The organism is Bisbaumannia pacifica (genome assembly GCF_007989625.1).
GTDB classification, from domain to species: Bacteria; Pseudomonadota; Gammaproteobacteria; order Pseudomonadales; family Halomonadaceae; genus Bisbaumannia; species Bisbaumannia pacifica.
Map to the genome: position 1 here is coordinate 102,152 of NZ_BJUK01000005.1, position 15,606 is coordinate 117,757.

Annotated in this window: 19 protein-coding genes; 6 read left to right on the forward strand and 13 right to left on the reverse strand. The window is 65.5% G+C overall.

Features of this window, described 5'->3' with window-relative positions; all coding sequences use genetic code 11:
- Positions 1-7: 7 nt before the first annotated feature.
- On the reverse strand, positions 8-1,426 hold the full coding sequence (locus HPA02_RS03245; protein WP_146801642.1) for a TolC family outer membrane protein: 1,419 nt from the start codon (positions 1,424-1,426) through the stop codon (positions 8-10).
- Between the two features lie 218 nt (positions 1,427-1,644).
- Positions 1,645-2,145: a fasciclin domain-containing protein gene (locus tag HPA02_RS03250; protein ID WP_146801643.1), complete on the reverse strand. Its 501-nt coding sequence runs from the start codon at positions 2,143-2,145 to the stop codon at positions 1,645-1,647.
- Positions 2,146-2,336: 191 nt separating this feature from the next.
- Here HPA02_RS03250 and HPA02_RS03255 point away from each other — a divergent pair, with 191 nt between their 5' ends.
- On the forward strand, positions 2,337-2,648 hold the full coding sequence (locus tag HPA02_RS03255) for a YqfO family protein (protein WP_146801644.1): 312 nt from the start codon (positions 2,337-2,339) through the stop codon (positions 2,646-2,648).
- 35 nt (positions 2,649-2,683) lie between these two features.
- Here HPA02_RS03255 and HPA02_RS03260 read toward each other — a convergent pair whose 3' ends face one another.
- The 4 genes from HPA02_RS03260 to HPA02_RS03275 all read right to left on the reverse strand — a co-directional run bounded on the left by HPA02_RS03260 (position 2,684) and on the right by HPA02_RS03275 (position 6,450).
- A complete protein-coding gene (locus HPA02_RS03260; RefSeq protein ID WP_146801645.1) occupies positions 2,684-3,982 on the reverse strand; it encodes a TRAP transporter large permease in 1,299 nt (432 codons plus the stop codon).
- Positions 3,982-4,509 carry a TRAP transporter small permease gene (locus HPA02_RS03265; protein WP_146801646.1) on the reverse strand — a complete coding sequence of 176 codons (528 nt, stop codon included), beginning with the start codon at positions 4,507-4,509 and terminating at the stop codon, positions 3,982-3,984. Before HPA02_RS03265 ends, HPA02_RS03260 begins: the two co-directional genes overlap by 1 nt.
- Before the next feature lie 62 nt (positions 4,510-4,571).
- On the reverse strand, positions 4,572-5,582 hold the full coding sequence (gene dctP, locus HPA02_RS03270; RefSeq protein WP_146801647.1) for a TRAP transporter substrate-binding protein DctP: 1,011 nt from the start codon (positions 5,580-5,582) through the stop codon (positions 4,572-4,574).
- 310 nt (positions 5,583-5,892) lie between these two features.
- Positions 5,893-6,450: an NUDIX hydrolase gene (locus HPA02_RS03275; protein WP_146801648.1), complete on the reverse strand. Its 558-nt coding sequence runs from the start codon at positions 6,448-6,450 to the stop codon at positions 5,893-5,895.
- A 101-nt stretch (positions 6,451-6,551) separates the two neighbouring features.
- Here HPA02_RS03275 and HPA02_RS03280 point away from each other — a divergent pair, with 101 nt between their 5' ends.
- Together HPA02_RS03280 and HPA02_RS03285 are read left to right on the forward strand one after the other, a co-directional pair.
- Positions 6,552-7,175, forward strand: coding sequence for a CoA pyrophosphatase (locus HPA02_RS03280; protein ID WP_146801649.1), 624 nt, complete (start codon positions 6,552-6,554; stop codon positions 7,173-7,175).
- Positions 7,172-7,828 carry a 2OG-Fe(II) oxygenase gene (locus HPA02_RS03285; RefSeq protein WP_146801650.1) on the forward strand — a complete coding sequence of 219 codons (657 nt, stop codon included), beginning with the start codon at positions 7,172-7,174 and terminating at the stop codon, positions 7,826-7,828. Before HPA02_RS03280 ends, HPA02_RS03285 begins: the two co-directional genes overlap by 4 nt.
- A 95-nt stretch (positions 7,829-7,923) precedes the next feature.
- Here HPA02_RS03285 and HPA02_RS03290 read toward each other — a convergent pair whose 3' ends face one another.
- Both HPA02_RS03290 and HPA02_RS03295 read right to left on the reverse strand, forming a co-directional pair.
- The gene (locus HPA02_RS03290; RefSeq protein ID WP_146801651.1) at positions 7,924-8,370 is read right to left on the reverse strand and encodes a universal stress protein; all 447 of its coding nucleotides are present in this window, start codon (positions 8,368-8,370) and stop codon (positions 7,924-7,926) included.
- Between the two features lie 107 nt (positions 8,371-8,477).
- Positions 8,478-9,557: an NAD(P)-dependent alcohol dehydrogenase gene (locus tag HPA02_RS03295; protein ID WP_146801652.1), complete on the reverse strand. Its 1,080-nt coding sequence runs from the start codon at positions 9,555-9,557 to the stop codon at positions 8,478-8,480.
- Between the two features lie 152 nt (positions 9,558-9,709).
- On the opposite strand from HPA02_RS03295, the gene HPA02_RS03300 reads away from it, so the two are divergent.
- Positions 9,710-10,189, forward strand: a complete 480-nt coding sequence (locus tag HPA02_RS03300; protein ID WP_186809910.1) for a nucleoside deaminase — start codon at positions 9,710-9,712, stop codon at positions 10,187-10,189.
- Between the two features lie 39 nt (positions 10,190-10,228).
- Here the strand turns inward: HPA02_RS03300 and HPA02_RS03305 are convergent, their stop codons facing one another.
- Both HPA02_RS03305 and HPA02_RS03310 read right to left on the reverse strand, forming a co-directional pair.
- Positions 10,229-11,086: a hypothetical protein gene (locus tag HPA02_RS03305; protein ID WP_146801653.1), complete on the reverse strand. Its 858-nt coding sequence runs from the start codon at positions 11,084-11,086 to the stop codon at positions 10,229-10,231.
- Positions 11,087-11,170: 84 nt separating this feature from the next.
- On the reverse strand, positions 11,171-11,491 hold the full coding sequence (locus HPA02_RS03310; protein WP_146801654.1) for a hypothetical protein: 321 nt from the start codon (positions 11,489-11,491) through the stop codon (positions 11,171-11,173).
- 188 nt (positions 11,492-11,679) lie between these two features.
- Here HPA02_RS03310 and HPA02_RS03315 point away from each other — a divergent pair, with 188 nt between their 5' ends.
- Positions 11,680-12,129, forward strand: coding sequence for a YHS domain-containing (seleno)protein (locus tag HPA02_RS03315; protein WP_146801655.1), 450 nt, complete (start codon positions 11,680-11,682; stop codon positions 12,127-12,129).
- Positions 12,130-12,304: 175 nt separating this feature from the next.
- Complete coding sequence (locus HPA02_RS03320) at positions 12,305-12,640, forward strand: hypothetical protein (RefSeq protein ID WP_146801656.1); 336 nt, start codon at positions 12,305-12,307, stop codon at positions 12,638-12,640.
- Between the two features lie 81 nt (positions 12,641-12,721).
- Here the strand turns inward: HPA02_RS03320 and HPA02_RS03325 are convergent, their stop codons facing one another.
- The 3 genes from HPA02_RS03325 to HPA02_RS03335 form a co-directional block, all read right to left on the reverse strand.
- Positions 12,722-13,930, reverse strand: a complete 1,209-nt coding sequence (locus HPA02_RS03325; protein WP_146801657.1) for a bifunctional alpha/beta hydrolase/OsmC family protein — start codon at positions 13,928-13,930, stop codon at positions 12,722-12,724.
- A 279-nt stretch (positions 13,931-14,209) separates the two neighbouring features.
- The gene (locus HPA02_RS03330; protein WP_146801658.1) at positions 14,210-14,650 is read right to left on the reverse strand and encodes a YciI family protein; all 441 of its coding nucleotides are present in this window, start codon (positions 14,648-14,650) and stop codon (positions 14,210-14,212) included.
- A gap of 93 nt (positions 14,651-14,743) precedes the next feature.
- Complete coding sequence (locus HPA02_RS03335) at positions 14,744-15,313, reverse strand: class I SAM-dependent methyltransferase (RefSeq protein WP_244945845.1); 570 nt, start codon at positions 15,311-15,313, stop codon at positions 14,744-14,746.
- Between the last annotated feature and the right edge of the window lie 293 nt (positions 15,314-15,606).

The following is a 15,606-nucleotide window of genomic DNA, read 5'->3' on the forward strand; positions in this document are numbered from 1 at the left end:
TGGCCCCCTAGTAGGCGCCCTCCTCGGGCAGGCTGAGGCGAACGCTCTCGTCCTTCAGCCAGCCGTTGAGTTCCTCCAGGGTAGCGAGGTCGAGCACCCCGGACTGCTGGCGCAGGCTCAGGAGGTTGAGCACATAGTCGTAGCGCGCCTCGGCATGATTGGCGATGGCATCGAAGAGGCTGCGCTCGGCATTGAGGACATCGACGATATTGCGCGTCCCTACCTCATAGCCGGCGCGGGTCGCCTCCAGGGCGCTGCGATTGGAGACGATGGCCTGGGCCCGCGCCTCCACGGTGGCCACGTCGTTGCTGACCTGGGTATAGAGGGAGCGCACCCGCTGCACGGTCTCGCGGCGCTGGGCCTCGAAGTCGTACTGGCTCGCCTCCAGCTGGAAACTGCTCTGACGCACGCCGGCCTGGGTTCGTCCCCCGGTATAGAGCGGCAGATTGACGGCGAGCCCCACCTGGGCCTGGGAGTCGTGACCGCTGACGTTGTCCCGGTCGCTGTCGGCGTACTGGTAGTTGGCGAAGGCGTTGAGGGTCGGCAGGTGACCGGCACGGGCCACCTCCACGGTGCTGCGGGAGACCTCGACGCCGGCCAGGCTGGCCAGCACCAGGGGGCTGTTCTCCATGGCCAGGGTGACCCAGTGGTCACGATCGCCGGGGGTCGGCGGCGCGATGGGCATAGCCTCGCCCAGGGCGTCCACCTCGCCATAACGCTGGCCGGTCAGGCGCTCCAGGGCCTCGAAGCTGACCTGCAGGTTGCTCTCGGCGGTAATGCGCTCGGCGCGGGCCTGGTCGAAGCTGGCCTGGGCCTCCTGCACCTCGGTGATGGCGATCAGCCCCACCTCGAACTGCTCACGGGCCTGCTCCAGCTGGCGACCGATGGCCCGCTCCTGGGCGCGACGCGCCTCGAGGATCTCGTGGGCGCGGAGAATGTCGAAATAGGCGGTGGCCACGTCGATCAGCACCTGCTGCTCGGTGGCCGCCAGGCGATAGAGCTGCTGGTCGATCTCACGCTCGGCGCGTGCCACCTCGCGGCTGTTGCGGGCATCGAACAGGGCCTGGGTGGCCTCCAGGGTGATCCCCGCGCTATTGAAGCGATCATCCCCGGTGAGCCCCGATGCGCCGCCACCCGTGCCCGTCTGGCTCTCGAACTGGTGAGTGTGGGTTAGGTTGCCCTGGGCATTGAGTTGCGGCAGCAGGTCGCCCCGCTCCACGTCACGCCCCGCCTCGACGCTACTCGACTGGGCACGGGCCGAGGCCAGCTCGGCGTTGTTGGTCAGGGCATCCCGGGTGATGGTCAGCAGGTCCGCCGCCGAGGCCGTGGCGCTGAATAGCGAGGCCAGCAGGGCAGGCAGCAGCGCACGGCGCAAGTGGTGGTGACGAGGCTGGGCGGGAAAACGGCGCGTCGGCGATGGCTTCATCGGCTCATCCTTGATGGCTGGACAGGGTATATACATACATTGTCGCATGTTTCTTTAGTGAATCCACTCCCTCGGCGTCAGGATGCGCGTTTTTTCCATCCTGCCCGAGGCTGACTCACAGCATATGACAAGATCGCGCCGCGCTCCGACTCGGGACACAAAAAAACCGCCCCTCGGGGCGGTGGTGAACGTCGAGTCACCCAAGGCTTGCCATAGTCCTATTCCGGCATCAGCACCGCATCGATCACATGGATCACGCCGTTGCTGGCCTCGATATCGGCTTGAATCACGCTGGCCTCGTCGATCATCAGACTGCCGTCGCTGGTGGTGATGGTCAGCTCTTGTCCTTGGACGGTGGTGGCGCTGTCCAGGGACATGGCCTGCTCGGCCATCACGCTGCCCGGCACCACGTGATAGGTCAGGATGGATTGCAGCTGCTCGCGGTTCTCCTCCATCAGCAGCGACTCGACGGTGCCCTCCGGCAGGGCCGCGAAGGCCTCGTCGGTGGGGGCGAAGACGGTGAAGGGTCCCTCGCCCTTGAGGGTCTCGACCAGGCCAGCGGCCTCCACCGCGGCGACCAGGGTCTGGAACTGGCCCGCCTCGACGGCGGTATCGACGATGTCCTTGCTCATCTCGCCATGGTGATCGGCCTGGACGGCGCCGGCCAGCATCAGGCCGGTGACGCCGGCGGCGAGTGTCAGGGGAAGGCGGGTACGCATGCTAGTTCTCCTTCGGGCCCCATCAGGGACCGCTTGGTGGAAAGCGGGTCGAGGGCGCTCGCCTCAACCTATACGCAATGTAGTTTGTGTATAGGATATGAACAAGAAAAATCTTTCCGACGCCGCCTCGGGCTGACGCCGTCCCCCGGCTATGGCACAAAGACCACTCCCCCACGCGAAGGAGAACGACGATGTACAAGCTGGCCTTTTTCGTCCCCGTGGAGGACGCCGAGGCGGTCAAGGAGGCGGTCTTCGCTTCCGGTGCCGGACGCATCGGCGACTACGAGGCATGCTGCTTCCAGACCCCGGGCACCGGGCAGTTTCGCCCCCTGGCCGGCGCCAATCCGCATATCGGCCGGGTCGGTGACCTGGAGAAGGTGGAGGAGCTCAGGGTCGAGCTGGTCTGCGAGGACGCCCTGATCCGCCAGGCGGTGGCGGCGCTGAAGGCCGCCCACCCCTACGAGGAGCCCGCCTATGACGTCTGGCGACTGGAAACCTTCTGAGAAGGAGCGCCGCGGCTCGGCCGCGGCGTCCGATGTCAGCGGATAAAGCCCAGCTGGCGCGGCAGGAAGAGCGACAGCTCCGGCACGAAGGTGGTGATCAGCATCACCGGCAGGCCCACCAGGGCGATCAGCAGAAACGCCGGCGAGAAGGTCTTGTGGATCGACACCCGCCCGATGCGGCAGGCCATGTAGAGGATCGGCGCCACCGGCGGGCTATTGGCCCCGATCACCACCGAGCAGGCGACGATGGCGGCGTAGTGCACCGGGTTCACCCCGGTCTCCACCATCAGCGGCAGGAAGAGCGGCGCGATCACCACCGTGACCGAGACATCGTCGAGGATGGCCCCGGCGAGGATCAGGAACACATTCACCGCGATCAGGATCATCAGCGGATCGGTGATCATCAGCGAGATCAGCTCGGTCAGCTCCTGGGGCACCCGCTCGGCGGCCAGTATCCGCCCGATCATAAAGGAGAACAGCAGGATCAGGATGATCGAGCCGGTGGTCTCCGAGGCGGCGATCACGCTGCGGTAGAAGTTGCCCGGGGTCTGATCCCGGTAGACCAGGAAGCCGATGACGATGGCGGCGAAGGCGGCCACGGCGGCGGCCTCGGTGGGGGTGAAGACCCCGCCGTAGATGCCGCCCAGGATGATCACCGGCAGGCACAGCGCCGGGAAGGCGCGCAGGGCCGCACGCCGCCGACTGACCCGGGCGGCCCCCTCGGGCGGCTCGCCCACCACCTCCTGGAAGAGCCGCCCGCAGGCCAGGCGATTGACCAGGATCAGCCCCACGATCAGCAGCAGCGCCGGCCCCACGGTGGCGGCGAAGAGCGCGGCCACCGACTGGCGGGTCACCACCGCGAAGAGGATCATGGTGATCGACGGCGGGATCAGGATGCCCAGCAGCGAGGAGATGCCCAGCAGCGCCGAGGAGTAACCGCGGGGATAGCCGCGCTGCTCCAGGGGGCCGACCATGATGGTGCCGATGGAGGCCACGGCGGCGGTGGCGGTGCCGGCGATGGCGCCAAAGATCCCCGAGGCCAGCACCATGGAGGCGCCCATGCCGCCGCGGCGGCGCCCCACCAGGGTCTCGATAAAGGTCACCAGGCGGCTGGCGATGCCGCCGCTCTGCATCAGGTAGCCGGTGAGCACGAACAGCGGCAGGGCGATCAGGATCACCGAGTCCACCGAGCGGAAGCCCTGCATCATCAGGGTATTGAAGTTGGCGTCATAGATCAGCGCCAGATAGGCCAGGACGCCGGCGAAGGACCAGGCGATGGGCACGCCCAGGCCCATCAGCACCAGCAGGATCAGAATCGCGAACAAGCCTTCCATCAGTGCTCTCCTTGGGAGGCCAGGGCCCCCGGGGTCTTGCCGCTCAGCGCCCGCAGGCCGCCGATCAAGTCACGCAGGGCATAGGCCAGGCAGCCGACGCTGGCCACCATGATCGAGGCCTGGGAGATCCATAACGGAATCGACAGCGCCGGCGTGCGCTGCGGCCGTACCAGGCCCCAGGCCAGCATCTTGTAGGCCCAGAACACGAAGCAGGCACAGATCAGGGTGACGATGAAGGCCACCAGGCTCTTGTGCAGGGCGCGCAGCCGCGCATCGCGGATCTGCAGTTCGAGGAAGTCCACCACCAGGTGCTCGTTGCGGCGGCTGGCGATCAGCGCGCCGGTCATGTAGAGCCACATGCCGGCCAGCATCACCAGCTCCAGGGTCCCCACCACCGACCAGCCGAAGACGTAGCGGGCCAGGATCAGGAACAGCATCAGCCCCACCACGGCCACGCTGGCGACGAACACGATCAGGTTCAACAGGCGCCCGACCCAGTGGTCCAGGGCGCACATCACATCAGACATGGTGCGTTCTCCACGGCAGCGGCCGGCCCAGGGGGCCGGCCGTTATCATGCAAGCAAGGGAATCAGAGCGGGGTGGCGTTGGCGCGGATCACGTCCATGATCTCCTCGCCGATCTCCTCGCCCATCAGCGGCCACACCTGCTCGCGGGCCAGGCGGGCGAACTCGCGGAGCTGCTCGTCGGAGAGCTCGAAGTACTCCATGCCATCCTCCTGGGCCTTGGCGATGTAGTACTCGTCCTGCTCCCGGGCGGCCACGAACTGCTGGTTCATGACCTCCTCGGCGGCCGCGGTCACGGCCTGCTGGTGCGCCTCGCTAAGCCCCTCGAAGGTCTCCATGTTCATGGTCAGGATGCCGGTCATGAAGAAGTGCTTGGTGTGCACGTAGTAGTCGAGGATGTCGCGGAAGTATTCATAGGGCCAGTAGATGACGTTGCCCGCCTCGCCATCCACCACGCCGGTCTGCAGGGCGGTGTAGACCTCGCCCCAGTCGATGGCGGCGGTCTGGTAGCCCAGCGCCTGCATGGTCTGGGGCGCCGGGAAGACGGTCATGGTACGCACCGCCAGGTCGCCGGCCTCTTCGGTGGTCAGGGCATAGCTGCCCCGGGAAGCCACGCCATTGAAGCCTTCCGGCCAGGGACCGAAGAACTTCAGGCCGATATCGGCGTAGATATCGCCGAGCAGTTCATTGACCCAGCCACCGGGGCTGTAGGCCTCCATGGCCTCTTCCCAGGAGAGGGTCATATAGGGGGTGTAGATGACGCCGATACGCCGATCGTAGGAGGTCATCGGCCAGTTGAGCATCAGGTGCACGTCTCCGGAGACCAGCAGGTCGAAGACCTCCTGCTGCCCACCCAGTTCGTTCTGATAGTAGACGTTGACGTCGATCTCGCCGTCGGAATGCTCCTCGATCAGGCGGGCCCAGGTCTCCAGGGCATCCCCCGCCGGCGACCCCTGAGTGCCGGAATCGGTGGCCAGGCGCAGGGTCACGGCCTCGGCGGCCAGGGCGCTGCCCATCAGGCAGGTTCCCAGGGTCAGGGCGGTCAGGCGCGGCAGGGTCTTGTGGGTCGCGGACATCTCGGCTCTCTCGGTTGTTGTGGTTGGCAAGCCACTGTTTACCGAGCCGAACCAAGGCGGTCAATGTGCCATGTCAAGGAGAAAAATAAGCAATAGCCACTGACATATACTTCATCAATGGCACTAAAAACCAAAGAAATAATATTTTTCAAACCTTTTCCCCAACAAGCACACTAGCGCCCATCTATGTCTCCAACGGGCAGGCCAGGGCAACCGTCGCCGAGACTCGGGTAGGGGTCGCAACCGGATAGGGTCGCGACCCGGGCGCCATAACCCTGATCTGGATCATGGATTTTCCGACATGCCAGGGTTAGGCGGAACCGAAGTAGCGCTCGCGATCCTCGGCGGTGATATCGCTGATATGCAGGGGAAAGGCCTCGCCGCGGCGGTCGGCGTAGAAGTGATGCAGGGTGCGCTCGATGGTGGGGAAGGCAAGCTCGTCCCAGGGGATCTCTTCCTCTTCGAAGAGCGCCACCTCCAGGCTCTCGGGGCCGGCGTCGAAACCGCCTTCGAGGTCGGCGAGGAAGATCATATAGACCTGGTTGATATGGGGCAGGTTGATCAGGGTGTAGAGTCCATGGATGGCCACCTCGGCGCAGGCCTCCTCGCGGGTCTCCCGGGCCGCCGCCTGGACGGTGGTCTCGGCGTTCTCCATGAAACCGGCGGGCAGGGTCCAGAAGCCCTTGCGCGGGGCGATGGCGCGCCGACAGAGCAGGATCTTCGAGCCCCGCACCGGCAGGGTGCCGGCGACGATACGCGGGTTCTGGTAATGGATGGTGCCGCAGGCGTCACAGAGGTAGCGGGGACGGTCATCGCCCTCGGGAATGGCGAAGCGAACGGTATGGCCACAGTGGCTACAGAAATTCATCGGCTCCTCGCGGGATGCTCGGCTTGCCCTTGACGCCTTTCCGGGGCCCTTGACGCCTTCCCCGGCGCTAAGTACAAGAAGATAAATTGTGTGGGAGTCCCATGTTAGAGAAACTTCGCGAGCGCCTGCAAGCACACCGCCCCGGGCGCCTCACCCTGGACCTGCCCCAGGCCGCGGTCCTGTTGCCCATCGTCGACCGCCCCGAGCCGACCCTACTGTTTACTCGTCGCGCCGCCCACCTCAACACCCACCGTGGCCAGGTGGCCTTCCCCGGCGGCAAGCGCGAACGGCACGACCCGGACCTACTGAGCACCGCCCTGCGCGAGGCCGAGGAGGAGATCGCCTTGGCCCGGGGACAGGTCGAGCTGCTGGGTCGCCTCAGCGACGTCATCTCCCTGCACGGGATCCGGGTCACCCCCTTCGTGGGGCGCATCCCGCCGGATCTGCCGCTGATCCCCGACCCCGGCGAGCTGGATACCATCTTCGAGGTACCGCTGCGACTGTTCCTGGAGGACCGCCGCCACCATACCGATGTCATCACCGTCGAGGGGCGCCCCCACTATGTGCCCAGCTACCATGTGCAGGGCCAGGTGATCTGGGGCCTGTCGGCGATGATGCTGGTGGAGCTGCTGGCGGAGGGCTTCGAGCGCCCCATCAGTCTCTTTCGTCCCCCCGCCGACGGGCGCCTCTGTTACTATCCCCCGCGCCGTCTGGAGCACCCATGAGCCTGGTCATTCCCTCCCTCTCCCCCGCCACCCTCACCGAGCTGGTGGATGCCCTGGTCGAGCGTGGCTGGTATCTCGGCGAGGGGGTCGTCGACGCCGGCCTGTGCCGGGCCCTGTACGACGAACTGGAGGAACGCGTCGCTCACCGGGCCATGCAGGCCGCCGGGATCGGCCGCGGCGAAGAACACAGCCTGCGCCGCGATATCCGCGGCGACACCATCCACTGGCTGGATCGTGCCACCCTGGCCCAACGCCACTACCTGGGCGCCATGGCCGAGCTTCAGCAGGAACTCAACCAGGCCCTCTACCTGGGACTCTTCGAGTTCGAGGCCCACTTCGCCCATTACGGCCCCGGCACCTTCTACAAGAAGCATCGCGACAGTTTTCGCGGCCGTGCTAACCGGGTGGTCTCCACGGTCTGCTACCTCAACCCCGACTGGGGCCCGGCGGATGGCGGCGAGATGGTGCTCTATGACCCCGAGGACGAGACCCGCGAGGTGGCTCGGGTCGTGCCCCGGGCGGGCAGCTTCGCCTGCTTCCTCGCCGACCGGGTGCCCCACGAGGTGCTGCCCACCGCCCGCCCCCGGGCCAGCATCGCCGGCTGGTTCCGCCGCAACGCCTCCCTCAACGGCGTTATCGACCCGGCCTACTGAGGAGACCGCCACAACGCAGCGAGGCGCCGACTGGCGCCTCGCGAGGGCAAGAGTGGTAGAGCCAAGAGCCCCTATGAGAGCCCTTACGTAAGCCCCTAGTTGACGGTGATCACCGTGCAGTGGGCGGTATGCCCGACCCGGTGGGAGACGCTACCGATCACCATGCCCTTGAGATCGCTCATGCCACGACTGCCCATGACGATGGCCTCCACCTTGAGGGCCTGCGCTTCGGCGACGATCGCCTCCGCCGGCCGCCCCTTGGCGATCACCTCCTCCACCTCGAGCCCCTCCAGGGCCGCCGCCGCCCGCGCCTTGTCGAGGACCCGGCGCGCCTCTTCCTCGCGCTCCTCGACCAGTTTCTGGATTACCTCATCGCTGACCGGCATGCCGCTGCCGCCCACCAGCAGGCCGATATCATCCGGCGGTTGCTGCACATTGATCAGATAGAGCTTGCCCGGCCGGGACGCCAGCTGCGCCGCCACCTTGAGGGCCTTCTCCGCGTGCGTGGAACCATCCACGGGAACGAGTATCGACTGGTACATGCTGAACCCCTGCTGCGTTACGTGGGACGCCGGCGGCGTCATGTTGAGGGAAGCGGCGCCTCTCGACGCCCCTATCCTCGACTATAGGCAATAGCGCGCGAGTCGGCTCAACCGGCCTGGATCGCCACCTTGAGCACGCCATCGCGCTGATGGGAGAAGAGCTCATAAGCCTCAACGATGTTCTCCAGCGCATAGCGGTGGGTGACCATGGGGCCCAGGTCGAGGCGCTCGCTATCGATGATCTGCATCAGCCGGCGCATACGCTCCTTGCCGCCGGGACACAGCGAGGTGACGATGCGGTGGTCGCCCAGGCCGGCACAGAAGGCATCCAGGGGAATCGTCAGATTTTCGGAATAGACCCCCAGGCTGGAGAGGGTGCCGCCGGGCTTGAGCACCCGCAGTGCCGCCTCGAAGGAGGATTGCAGGCCTAGCGCCTCAATAGAGGCATCCACGCCGCGCCCGCCGGTGAGCCTGAGGATCTCGGAGACCACGTCCACCTTGCGGAAATCGATCACCACATCGGCGCCCAGTTGCTTGGCCATGGCCAGGCGCTCATCGACGCCATCCACGGCGATGATCAGGCCGGCACCGCGCAGACGGGCCCCGGCGGTGGCACATAGCCCGATCGGTCCCTGGGCGAAGACCGCCACGCTGTCGCCGATCTTGATAGCGGCCGCCTCGGCCCCGGCGAAGCCGGTAGACATGATGTCCGGACACATCAGCACCTGCTCGTCGCTGAGGCCATCCGGCACCGGCGAGAGGTTGGCCTGGGCGTCCGGCACCCGCAGATACTCGGCCTGAGCGCCATCGATGGTGTTGCCGAAGCGCCAGCCGCCCATCGGCTTGTAACCGTGGGCATGGTGCCCCCCATCCTGGGCGCTGCACCCGTCCTGGCAGGCGTAGGAGGTAAAGCTGGGGCAGATGGCCCCGGCGATCACCCGCTGCCCCTCCCGGTAGCCTTGCACATTGGCGCCCAGCTTCTCGATGACGCCCACCGGCTCGTGGCCGATGGTCAGCCCCTTCTCCACCGGGTACTCGCCCTTGAGAATATGCACGTCGGTGCCGCAGATGGTGGTGGTGGTCACCCGGATCAGGGCGTCGTTGGGACCGATCTCGGGAATCGGCTTGTCATCGATCTCGATGCGGCCGGGTTCGACGAAGATGGCGGCTTTCATCATGGCGGGCATGGGGCTCTCCTTGGCAGAGTCGGCGGTAACCGTGGGCCATATCCACTTCAGTTCAGCACAAGAATCGCCGGCGCGAATTGAGTTGGATCAAGCTTTGCTCCAAGGAGGCCCGCGAGTGGCTTACACTCGAGTGGAGATTCGAGGAGGACGCCATGCCGACAGATCACGACCTGCCCCATCTGCAACGCTGCCTGACCCTCGCCGAGGAGGCCCTGGCCGCCGGCGACGAGCCCTTCGGCTCGGTGCTGGTCTCCGCCGAGGGCGAGGTGCTGTTCGAAGACCGCAATCGCATCGCCGGAGGCGATGCCACCCGCCACCCGGAGTTCGCCATCGCCCGCTGGGCCGCCGAGCACCTGAGTCCCGAGCAGCGCGCCGCGGCCACCGTCTACACTTCCGGCGAGCACTGCCCCATGTGCGCCGCCGCCCACGGCTGGGTCGGCCTGGGGCGCATCGTCTATATCAGCTCGTCCGCCCAGCTTGGCACCTGGTTGGAGGCCATGGGCGTGCCCCTGGCCCCGGTGGCGCCGCTGCCGATCCGCCAGGTCGTGCCGCACCTCGCGGTGGAGGGCCCGGTGGCGGGCCTCGATGACCGGGTGCATGCCCTGCACCGCCGCCGCCACGGCCACGACTAACGCGCGGCACCTCGGGGTCACGCCCAGCCCCGGCCCTCGCTATCCTCGCGGATCGCCGGGTAGGTAGCGCCCGGTGACTCGCCGATAGGCCGCCGAGGTGTGCTCCCCGGGGATCCCGTCCGCACGCAGGAAGAGGCCGGGAAAGGTATTCAGCCAACGCTGCAGATGCTCCGCCTTCTGCGCCTCGGAGGCGCGCCCCCGGCGCATGGCGTATCGCGAGACCAATGGCACCGGCGCCGTGGCGCCCACCGCCGGCGCATCGAGTGCCTCGCCATGATCCGCCCCACCTTCTCCCGGCCGCGACACCGTCGCCTCGTCCAGGTCGATCTCGCCCAGCTCGGCCAGACGGCGCAGCAGCACCGCCGCACCGATCTGCCTGGACACTGCACTCTCCGACCAGCGCCCGTCGGCCACGTACTTGCCGCGCTCGTAGTGCACCGAGCCGCTCCACAGGTAGGGGGACAACACATGGGGGTGATAGCGGCGGTATCCCCAGCCGTTGTAGCGCTCGAGCTGATAGAGCAGCCCCGCCAGGCTCCAGTCGGTGTTCCCGCCCAGGCGTTTGAGGGCCAGGGCGTCGGCGGCGCTCTCCTCCCAGGTGAAAGGCGGCGCGCCATGCCTGGGGCGTCCCGCCGGCACCCGCACGGTACGCGCGCTCAGCGGATCGCCGTTATGCAGATGACGGCGGAAGTCGCCGCCGGACTCCAGCTGGTGTACCGCCGCCACGAAGGCCCAGGGCACCTCCTGGCGGGCGCTCACCGCCGCATAGCGGGAGCGGTCCCGGACCAGTCGCCGACAGGTCCGCTCCACCAGGGCCCGCTGCCCGGGACGAATATCGCAGCCCTCGAAGAGTCGCTCGTATTCGCGGCGCAGGGCCACGCTCAGGGAAATCGCCATGCCGCCCTCCCCGACGCCGGGACCAGGCTCGGCGTCCTATCTCCTCAGCATAGGCGGCCCCCTCGCGAGCAGGCACGGCAGGGACTACTGGCCGGCGCCGAGGGTCAGCCGCAGGGCCTGCAGCCCCTGCAACTCCAGGCGCATCTCCTCGGAGAAGAGCGGATGGCCGATGACGCGGATATCCAGCTGGGCCTCGGCGCCCCGATAGACGAGGGTCGCGGTCACGCCGGACTCGTTGCGTAGCGGCGCCAGGGGCTCGTAGTCGATCGCCGTCACCTCCAAGCGCTCCAGGCCGTAGGCATCCAGCTGCTCCGCCACCCCCTGCTTGACCTTGACGCCATAGACGAAATAGAGCCCGCCATAGACGAGGCCCGCCACCACGATCAGGGTAAAGAGTCGGCCCATCGGGATCTCCTTGTCAGGGCTGGCAGCGCCGGAGCATCCGGCACTCTGTGGTCAAAGATTGGCGTCGTTCGCCGAGAAAGTCCACGCACCGCCCCGGGTTGCCTCGCCGGCAGGAAACATCGCCTGTAAGGCGGTGGGCACTTCACCGACAAAGCCCTCGTAACCTGCCAACCGATAAGGAGGTGGCCATGAAAGGTACAGATTGGAGACTAGCCGTAGTCCTGATGCTCGGCCTGGCCTGGTCCATGGGGGCCGCCGCCGAGGGACGCATCTTCACCCGCGATGGCCTGGCCATCGGCGGCACGGACCCGGTGGCCTACTTCACCCAGGGGCAACCGGTGCAAGGATCGCCCGATTATCAACTGGAGTGGCGCGATGCTACCTGGCAGTTCGCCTCCGCCGAGCACCGCGATCGCTTCCGGGCAGACCCCGAGGCCTATGCACCGCAGTACGGCGGCTGGTGCGCCTGGGCGGCGGCACGCGGCGAGGCCGCCGCGACCACTCCCGAGGCGTGGAAGATCGTCGACGACAGGCTCTATCTGAACTACAGCCGGTGGATCCAGTGGCGCTGGGAGGCCGACATTCCCGGCCATATCGAAGCGGCCGATGAGCACTGGCCGGATATCTTCCCGCAGTGAGCCCCGGCAAGAGGGCAGGGCCAGATCACGCAGTGACGCCGGGACGAAGGCCTGCGCGTGGTAGGCGCGTATTATTCGATTGAGCCTGCCGCCATCTCTCAGGCAAGATGACCCTAGGAACACCACGAGCACGACAAGGACGAACACGCCACGGCATAACGCTGGAGGAGCCCTGATGCAACCGCTGAGCTACTACTACTACAACGTGCTGGAAGGCCTGGAAAAACCCTGCGATGTGCCGTCGATCGAGCTGCAAGAAGGCTACGACACCCTCTATCGGCACGGTGGGCGCATCGAGATCGACCTGATCCGCAAGGCCGAGGAAGGCAACGCCAAGGGCGACCCCTACCACTGGTATGAGGCCCTGGACGACGAGCAGCGGGGAAAACTGCATAAGGCGCTGGGCGACAACGACCCGGCCAAGATCCTCAAGGTCATGCAGCGCAATGGTTACGCCAGCGTGCTCTACCATCACGCCTGGGAACACTTCCGCACCGCCGCGGCCGAGTAGCCCCATCCCATCACGCCAAGGGCCCGCGAGAAATCGCGGGCCCTTGGCGTTGGATTGTCGAGGACACTCCCCGGTTGGCGATTATTCGACCAGGTCGGTGCGCACCTCCAGCGTGGCGTGGAGCGTCTTGTGGACGGGGCACCTATCGGCTATCTGCAAGAGCCGCTTCCGCTGTCCCTCATCGAGGTCGCCGACGAGCTCGATCTCGCGATAAATCACCTCGATCTTCGCCCCTTCGTTTTCCGGGTCTTCGCAGTCCTTGATGTATTCATGCTCATGACGAAGCCTTACCACGACATCTTTCAGCGCCATCGACTTATGATTGGCATACATCCGCAGCGTCATGACCGTGCATGAACCCAAGGCAGCCAGCAGATGCTCGTATGGGTCTGGCCCCATGTTGTCACCGCCAACACTCCTCGGCTCATCCGCCAGCCAGTAATGGCTGTCACTGCTGACGTGCAGGGTAAACTTGTGGTTCTTTTCCGATACCATCACCTGACCGGGGCTTGTGTCTTGCTTGTGAGCGTCCGATGGCGTCAAGTTCAGGTAACGCCCCGCCCAGCCGGCAATCACCTCCGCCACATAGGAAGAATCTTCTTTCTTGGTCAGGAGATGATCCGCCGTGTCCAGACTGACAAAGCTCTTCGGATGCCTGGCAGCGCGATAGATCTTCTCGGCCTCACTGATATCGACCGTGGTATCCAGCGGCGAGTGGCATACCAGCAGCGCCTTATTTAGACGTGAGATATCCTGGTCAGAATAAGTGTCTAGGTCGTCAAGAAATTGCTTCTTTATTGTGAATTTTCGAAGCCCCAGGGTGACCTCGGCTTCACCATCACGACGGATATCATCCATGGAAGCAGAAAAATTATGCCTCACGTGATCGGCTCGAAAAGGCGCACCAATTGTCACAATGGCCTTGACGCTGGGCAGCCGGCCGGCCATGGCTAGCATCGCGGCCCCACCCAGGCTATGGCCGATCAGAAACTCCGGAGCCGAGAAATTCTCTTCCAGATACCCTGCCGCACTTAACAGGTCCTGAATATTCGAGGAAAAATTGGAGTTGGAGAAATCACCATCGCTATTACCCAGCCCCGTAAAATCAAACCTTAGAACGGCAATCCCCTTGGCTGTCAGGGTCCTAGAGATACGTGAAGCGGCGGCGACATCCTTTCCGCAGGTAAAGCAGTGAGCAAAGATACCATAGCTTGAGACCCGAGACTCTGGCATCTCCATCAAGCCAGCAAGGGTGACCCCATTGCTCTGGAATTCTACTTTTTTCCGCATCACACCTTCCTCCGTATCTCGTTCACACCAGCCTAGTGCCCTAGGTCGCGCATGGTAAGCCCAGTAGTTGGATTTTATTGTCACCAGGATCCTCATGGTCATGCAGCGCAACGGTTACGCCAGCGCGCCCTACCATCGCGCCTGGAAACATTTCCGCACCGCCGCGGCCGCCCCCCCCATCACGCCAAGGGCCCGCGAGAGATCGCGGGCCCTTGGCGTTGGGTGCTTCGCACCTAGGCATACATTCCAGGGTAGGCGCTCGGCGCCTACCGGGCCGCCCTATTCCCCCTTCTCCACACACTCGCCCAGCCGTTCGCGTAGCTGCGCCTCCTGCTCACGCAGCTCCGGGGTGAACGCCTCGCCGAAGTCCTCGGCCTCGAAGACCCGACGAATTTCGATCTCCGCCTCGCTGCCGGGCATGGGGTGGGGGCAGCGCTTGACCCACTCGATGGCCTCGTCCATGGATGCCACCTGCCAAAGCCAGTAGCCGGCGATCAGTTCCTTGGTCTCGGCGAAGGGGCCATCGGTGACCAGGCGCTCCTCGCCCCTGAAGCGCACCCGCGTCCCCTCGCTGCTCGGCCACAGGCCCTCCCCGGCCAACAGGATACCGGCCTCGACCAGGGCCTCATTGTACTTGCCCATCGCCTCCAGCAACTCCTGGCTCGGCAGCTTGCCGGCCTCCGAGTCCTGGCTGGCCTTCACCAGAATCATAAAACGCATCGCTCACCCTCCCGACCGGTTGATCTATGGGGTATCGAATGAGGCGGCGGCGAATCGACGGCCACAAGGTGATGGTGCTGCCGACCGGCCGGTTCAAGCCGACTCGGACTTCCTGGCCACGAGAAACAGCGACGACCGCTGCGGCTGCCACTCGAAGTCGATAACGAAGCCCGCATCCCCCAGCAGGGCCAGCAGTTGCGGCTTGTCGAGGCGACTCACATGGGGAGCCAGCCCCAGGAACTGCATCAGCGGAATCAGCAAGCGCCAGTGGGGCTTCACCTCGGCGATCAGCGCGGTGCTGGAGACGAAGACCCCGCCCGGCTTCAGCAGGTCGGCGACCCGGGCGATGGCCCCCTCCACATCTTCCAGCAGGTGGAGGACATTGAGCCCCAGTACGGCATCGAAGCCCTGCGCCTCCTCCTCCAGGCTATCCAGGGTGCCTCGCTGGAAACGGATATTTTCGACACCGGCCTCCCGCGCCCGCTGCTCGGCGATCGCCAGCATCTCCCCCGAGATATCGATGGCGAGAATCTCCCCGACGTGGGGCGCATGGGTAATGGCGGTACTGCCGGTGCCGCACCCGAACTCCAGGACCCGCCAGCCGGGCCGCAGGTACTCCTGCGTCACCGCCAGCTTCTTCCGGTAGCTCTCCTGATCCTTCACCGGGCTCCTGGCATAGCGCCGCGCGGCCCTGTCCCAAAAACTCTGTGCACTCTTCAACTCACTGCTCCCTGTCGGCTATTGCTGCTACCCCTGATTAGCCCGACCCAATGGCATGCTAAGCCTCCCTAGCCGGGCTTCTGATTTATGGGGGGAGCGCCCAAGGACATATCATAGAGGCTTGTGGTGGTACATCCTCGATGACTCGTCCTCGGTCACTCCGGACGTAGACGAGGTGTTTCTACAGCCTCAACAGGCACTAAGCGGCGCCTCCTAAATAAAGATAACTTCGGCCT

Coding starts and splice junctions, on each gene's coding strand:
- HPA02_RS03290 (WP_146801651.1), bottom strand. CDS start 8,370: ATGTACCAGTCGATACTCGTTCCCGTGGATGGTTCCACGCACGCGGAG.
- dctP (WP_146801647.1), bottom strand. CDS start 5,582: ATGTCCGCGACCCACAAGACCCTGCCGCGCCTGACCGCCCTGACCCTG.
- HPA02_RS03250 (WP_146801643.1), bottom strand. CDS start 2,145: ATGCGTACCCGCCTTCCCCTGACACTCGCCGCCGGCGTCACCGGCCTG.
- HPA02_RS03295 (WP_146801652.1), bottom strand. CDS start 9,557: ATGCCCGCCATGATGAAAGCCGCCATCTTCGTCGAACCCGGCCGCATC.
- HPA02_RS03260 (WP_146801645.1), bottom strand. CDS start 3,982: ATGGAAGGCTTGTTCGCGATTCTGATCCTGCTGGTGCTGATGGGCCTG.
- HPA02_RS03320 (WP_146801656.1), top strand. CDS start 12,305: ATGCAACCGCTGAGCTACTACTACTACAACGTGCTGGAAGGCCTGGAA.
- HPA02_RS03330 (WP_146801658.1), bottom strand. CDS start 14,650: ATGCGTTTTATGATTCTGGTGAAGGCCAGCCAGGACTCGGAGGCCGGC.
- HPA02_RS03315 (WP_146801655.1), top strand. CDS start 11,680: ATGAAAGGTACAGATTGGAGACTAGCCGTAGTCCTGATGCTCGGCCTG.
- HPA02_RS03325 (WP_146801657.1), bottom strand. CDS start 13,930: ATGCGGAAAAAAGTAGAATTCCAGAGCAATGGGGTCACCCTTGCTGGC.
- HPA02_RS03285 (WP_146801650.1), top strand. CDS start 7,172: ATGAGCCTGGTCATTCCCTCCCTCTCCCCCGCCACCCTCACCGAGCTG.
- HPA02_RS03300 (WP_186809910.1), top strand. CDS start 9,710: ATGCCGACAGATCACGACCTGCCCCATCTGCAACGCTGCCTGACCCTC.
- HPA02_RS03265 (WP_146801646.1), bottom strand. CDS start 4,509: ATGTCTGATGTGATGTGCGCCCTGGACCACTGGGTCGGGCGCCTGTTG.
- HPA02_RS03245 (WP_146801642.1), bottom strand. CDS start 1,426: ATGAAGCCATCGCCGACGCGCCGTTTTCCCGCCCAGCCTCGTCACCAC.
- HPA02_RS03280 (WP_146801649.1), top strand. CDS start 6,552: ATGTTAGAGAAACTTCGCGAGCGCCTGCAAGCACACCGCCCCGGGCGC.
- HPA02_RS03310 (WP_146801654.1), bottom strand. CDS start 11,491: ATGGGCCGACTCTTTACCCTGATCGTGGTGGCGGGCCTCGTCTATGGC.
- HPA02_RS03305 (WP_146801653.1), bottom strand. CDS start 11,086: ATGGCGATTTCCCTGAGCGTGGCCCTGCGCCGCGAATACGAGCGACTC.
- HPA02_RS03275 (WP_146801648.1), bottom strand. CDS start 6,450: ATGAATTTCTGTAGCCACTGTGGCCATACCGTTCGCTTCGCCATTCCC.
- HPA02_RS03255 (WP_146801644.1), top strand. CDS start 2,337: ATGTACAAGCTGGCCTTTTTCGTCCCCGTGGAGGACGCCGAGGCGGTC.